The organism is Halorubrum sp. SD690R, assembly GCF_005435035.1.
Classification (GTDB): domain Archaea; phylum Halobacteriota; class Halobacteria; order Halobacteriales; family Haloferacaceae; genus Halorubrum; species Halorubrum ezzemoulense.
In genome coordinates, this window is record NZ_SGTV01000065.1 from 1 (window position 1) to 5,215 (window position 5,215).

The following is a 5,215-nucleotide window of genomic DNA, read 5'->3' on the forward strand; positions in this document are numbered from 1 at the left end:
TCAAAAAAGCCCACGGACGTAGTGTCCGTGGGCTGAGTGGGAGTATTCTCCCGGATGAGTGGGCAGGCGGCGACCCGTGGTTCCCAGAGGATCGCTCACTCCAGTACTTCACGGTACGCTGGTGGGCTTAACTTCCGTGTTCGGAATGGGTACGGGTGTGTCCCCACCGCTCTGGCCGCCTTTATGCCGACTCTCGGAGTCGAACCGAGACTCTCTATAGAGACTCCTGTGTCGGTCGTGGTTCGATACCAACCGTGTATACGTGCGATCCAGATACCGCCTGAACTCATGCGAGTCGTGGCGCGTCAGCGCCAATGAATGTGGCTCGGTCTGTTAGTTCTCGTGGGCTTAACACCTCGTTGCCTCGGTGCGTACACCCCGAGTCTATCGAACTCGTCTTCTACGAGTGACCTCTGTGGTACCTCTTTTCCATGTGGGTTTCGAGCTTAGATGCGTTCAGCTCTTACCCCGTGTCGCGTGGCTACTCGGCATCTGCCCTTCCGGACAACCGATACACCAGTGGCGACCAAACGTAGTTCCTCTCGTACTATACGTTCGTTCACGTCAGGTACCTCACACCCCCAATAGATAGCAGCCGACCTGTCTCACGACGGTCTAAACCCAGCTCACGACCTCCTTTAATAGGCGAACAACCTCACCCTTGCCCGCTTCTGCACGGGCAGGATGGAGGGAACCGACATCGAGGTAGCAAGCCACTCGGTCGATATGTGCTCTTGCGAGTGACGACTCTGTTATCCCTAAGGTAGCTTTTCTGTCATCTACGGGTCCCATTCCGGAACCTCGTAGGTTCGCTAGACCACGCTTTCGCGTCAGCGTTCCTCGTTGGGAAGAACACTGTCAGACCATCTTGTGCTCTTGCGCTCTTCGCCGGATTCCCGACCCGGCTGAGATGATCTTCGGGCGCGCTCGATATCTTTTCGAGCGCGTACCGCCCCAGTCAAACTGCCCGGCTACCGGTGTACTCCTCCCGGAGTGAGAGTCGCAGTCACCGACGGGTAGTATTTCAATGCTGTCTGGGTGGCGCGCTGGCGCGCGTACCTCTGTAACGACTCCTACCTATGCTGCACATCGGCGACCACGTCTCAGCGACAGCCTGCAGTAAAGCTCTATAGGGTCTTCGCTTCCCCTTGGGGGTCTCCAGACTCCGCACTGGAACGTACAGTTCACCGGGTCCAACGTTGGGACAGTGGCGCTCTCGTTTATCCATTCATGCAAGCCGCTACTGAAGCGGCAAGGTACTACGCTACCTTAAGAGGGTCATAGTTACCCCCGCCGTTGACGGGTCCTTCGTCCTCTTGTACGAGGTGTTCAGATACCCGCACTGGGCAGGATTCAGTGACCGTACGAGTCCTTGCGGATTTGCGGTCACCTGTGTTGTTACTAGACAGTCGGAGCGCCCGAGTCACTGCGACCTGCTCCTTAGAGAGCAGGCATCCCTTCTTCCGAAGGTACGGGACTAACTTGCCGAATTCCCTAACGTCGGTTCTCCCGACAGGCCTTGCCTTGCGCTGGCAGAGCACCTGTGTCGGATCTCGGTACGGACATCGTGCTTGCCTTTTCACGGGCCCTATGTACAGCTGACTTTCGCTGTTTCGCGTTTCGCTCGCTTCGTGCCGTGACGGCGTCCACGAGTTTCCACGATTCGACCGGGCGAGTGCCCGGCTCAGCGTTCCACACGGCGTCGGCGTTTACTGCACGATGGCGCTGGAATATTAACCAGCTTCCCGTCGGTGTAGTCAAGTTGTGGTACACCTTAGGACCGGCTAACCCTCGGCTGAACGGCAGTGCCGAGGAACCCTTGCTCTTCAGGCCGTCGAGGTTCTCACCCGACTATCGCTGCTACTGTGACCAGGATTGTCGTTACTGGACGGTCCACACGAGCTCTCGCCCGGGCTTCCGTCCGACCAGTACGCCAACCTACGCGGTTGCCCCTGTCAAGGGCACGGCCAGGTCTCGGTGGTAGATTTGAGCCCCGATCATTTTGGGCGCCTCAAACCTCGGCCGGTAAGCTGTTACGCTTTTCTTAGCGGGTAGCTGCTTCTAAGCTCACCTCCCGGCTGTTTAGGGCTTGAGACCACCTTCGAATCGCACTTAATCTACACTTTGGGACCTTAACCCGGCTCTGGGTTGTTCCCCTCACGGTACACAGGCTTACCCCGCGCACCGGACTCCCTTCGTCTACAGCGCCTGCGGGTTTGGAGTTCGACAGGATGGCCGACTCCTCTCGGAGGCGGGTCATCCAATCGGTAGCTCTACCCCGCGGGCTACCTCGGAAGAGGTCATGCTTCGACATGTTTCGGTTGGAACCAGCTGTTGCCAGGCTCGATGGGCCTTTCACCCCTACACACGAGTCACGAGAGGGTATTGTAGAACACCAACTCTAACAGGCCTCCACGTGGCTTTCGCCACGCTTCACCTTGCTCGCGCGTAGATCGCCTGGTTTCGGGTCGCACCTGATTGACTCCCCGCGCTTGAACACGGTGGCCCTCGCAATGCTGCGGCCGTATCGGTTTCCCTGCGCCTTCCCGGGTTCGCCGGTTAGACTCGCCAATCAAGTGCACTCCCTGGGTCGTTTTTCAAAACGCACGACACGACGCCGGCTCGTCTCTCTTCCTACTAGAGGATCGCTCCTCGGTCGTTTCAAGAGACGCCTTGTACGCCCTGTCGCTCGATCGCCAGCTGATTTCAGGCCCTATTGCACCGCCCTTCTCGGGGTGCTTTTCAGCGTTCGCTCACGCTACTTGTTCGCTATCGGTCTCGAGGAGTGTTTAGCCTTCTCAGGGGATGCCTGAGATGTTCATAGAGGATATCCGACCCCTACTACTCTGGATTTGACGCCATCCGTACTGCTCTCTCATACGGGGTTGTCACCCTGTTTCACGCTCCGTTCCAGGAGACTTCTGAGAGAGTGTCGAGATTTGGTTGTCAACCCGAACACCACATTGGTCCGAAGACCTTCGGTTTGGGCTGTGTCGCGTTTACTCGCGGTTACTGACGACATCGCTGTTGCGTTCTTTTCCTGCCCTTACTGAGATGTTTCAATTCAGGGCGTTCCCTATTGCGCGTGGCAATTGTTGAACGGATTCCGATTAGGAAATCCCGTGTTCTTCCCCTCCATGCGGGTCCCACGGGCTTTTCGCAGCTTGGCACGTCCGTCGTCGGCTCTCGAGCCGAGCCATTCACCAGCTGGCACAGTAGCCAGTAGTGTGTCAGTCGACTCTCGAAGGAGAGTCACTGACGGTCAAGTGACATAGTGTCACCCGACTGTATATGGTTCACTGACGTTCCACGAACTCGGATGAGTTCAGTGGACGTCTGGATCGCACGTATACACGGTTGTCATTGAATCGCCCCGGGTGTGACGGGGCGTTCGTCGAACCCTTCCCATCCGCGGTTTCCCGGGATGGTGCATCGGTCGTCGTGTCCGAATCGAATCGCGTCTCCCACTTAAGGGGACGGATTCGCTTCGGACGGACATGGACTCACTGGGATTCGAACCCAGGGCATCCTCCTTGCAAGGGAGGCACTCTACCGCTGAGCTATGAGCCCACCTTCCCTGGTGGGAAGGTTCTCGCGTGTTGTGTGAGCCGTGGTCGTTCTGCGGTGTCCAAGCCGGTGGGTGGGCGGACGGTACACAGTCCAATGCGAATGAGTAGTGACCGTCGTGGTGACGGTCTAAGGTGAGCTCGCCCAGAGGGCGAGTCTCGGGTCGGTGGAGGTGATCCAGCCGCAGATTCCCCTACGGCTACCTTGTTACGACTTAAGCCCCCTTGCGAAGCCCAGATTCGACGTACGAGGTACGCCTCATCCGGACCTCACTCGGGTGCTTTGACGGGCGGTGTGTGCAAGGAGCAGGGACGTATTCACCGCGCGCTTGTGACACGCGATTACTACCGAATCCAGCTTCATGTGGGCGAGTTGCAGCCCACAATCCGAACTACGATCGAGTTTCTGAGATTACCGTCTCCTTTCGGAGTTGGAACCCTTTGTCTCGACCATTGTAGCCCGCGTGTTGCCCAGCACATTCGGGGCATACTGACCTACCGTTGCCCGTTCCTTCCTCCGTGTTAGCCACGGCGGTCCCCCTACTGTCCCCAGCTACCTCGCGGTACTGCTGGCAAGTAAGGGTGCGGGTCTCGCTCGTTGCCTGACTTAACAGGACGCCTCACGGTACGAGCTGACGGCGGCCATGCACCTCCTCTCTGAAGCTCGGATAAGGTCATCAACCTGATCGTCATTACTACAGTCGATGCTGGTGAGATGTCCGGCGTTGAGTCCAATTAAACCGCAGGCTCCTCCGGTTGTAGTGCTCCCCCGCCAATTCCTTTAAGTTTCATCCTTGCGGACGTACTTCCCAGGCGGTCTGCTTAGCGGCTTCCCTACGGCACAGCACCCACTCGTAGTGGGAGCCACACCTAGCAGACATTGTTTACGGCCAGGACTACCCGGGTATCTAATCCGGTTCGAGACCCTGGCTTTCGTCCCTCACTGTCGGATCCGTTCTCGCGACGTGCTTTCGCCATCGGCGGTCCGTCCAGGATTACGGGATTTCACTCCTACCCCGGACGTACCCGTCGCGCCTTCCGGTCCCAAGCCACGCAGTTTCTACCGGGCGCCCACCTGTTGAGCAGGTGGATTTCCCGATGGACTTGCGCGGCCAGCTACGGACGCTTTAGGCCCAATAAGATCGGCCATCACTTGGGCTGCCGGTATTACCGCGGCGGCTGGCACCGGTCTTGCCCAGCCCTTATTCTGGTACCGCCTTAGGGTACCGAAAAGCACAGGCGCTATGCCTGTGCACTTGGGATCCCCCTATCGCACTGTCGTGCAGTGTAAAGGTTTCGCGCCTGCTGCGCCCCGTAGGGCCCGGAATCTTGTCTCAGATTCCGTCTCTGGGTTCTCACTCTCATGACCCATACCGATTATTGGCACGGTGGGCCGTTACCCCACCGTCTACCTAATCGGCCGCAGCCACATCCTTCGGCGCCGGAGCGTTTGGCATACCACTCATTCCAGTGGTGGTATGGTATACACTATTAGCCTCAGTTTCCCGAGGGTATTGTGTTCCGAAGGGTAGTTTGGCCACGTGTTACTGAGCTATTCGCCACGAGTCTGAACTCGTGCGACTAGCATGGCTAAATCGGATCCCAATAGCAATGGCCTCCGGCAGGATCAACCGGAATGAGTATCCTTC

General features: G+C 57.9%; 1 tRNA gene and 3 rRNA genes. All 4 read right to left on the reverse strand.

The window, feature by feature from the left end:
• Nucleotides 1-61: 61 nt before the first annotated feature.
• Nucleotides 62-183: ribosomal RNA gene (gene rrf, locus EXE41_RS18200) — 5S ribosomal RNA — on the reverse strand.
• Between the two features lie 130 nt (nt 184-313).
• Nucleotides 314-3,228, reverse strand: a 23S ribosomal RNA gene (locus EXE41_RS18205).
• 270 nt (nt 3,229-3,498) lie between these two features.
• Nucleotides 3,499-3,570: transfer RNA gene (locus EXE41_RS18210), tRNA-Ala, on the reverse strand.
• Nucleotides 3,571-3,734: 164 nt separating this feature from the next.
• Nucleotides 3,735-5,204 (reverse strand): 16S ribosomal RNA (locus EXE41_RS18215).
• The 16S, 23S and 5S rRNA genes sit together here with 1 tRNA gene alongside, the layout of an rRNA operon.
• Between the last annotated feature and the right edge of the window lie 11 nt (nt 5,205-5,215).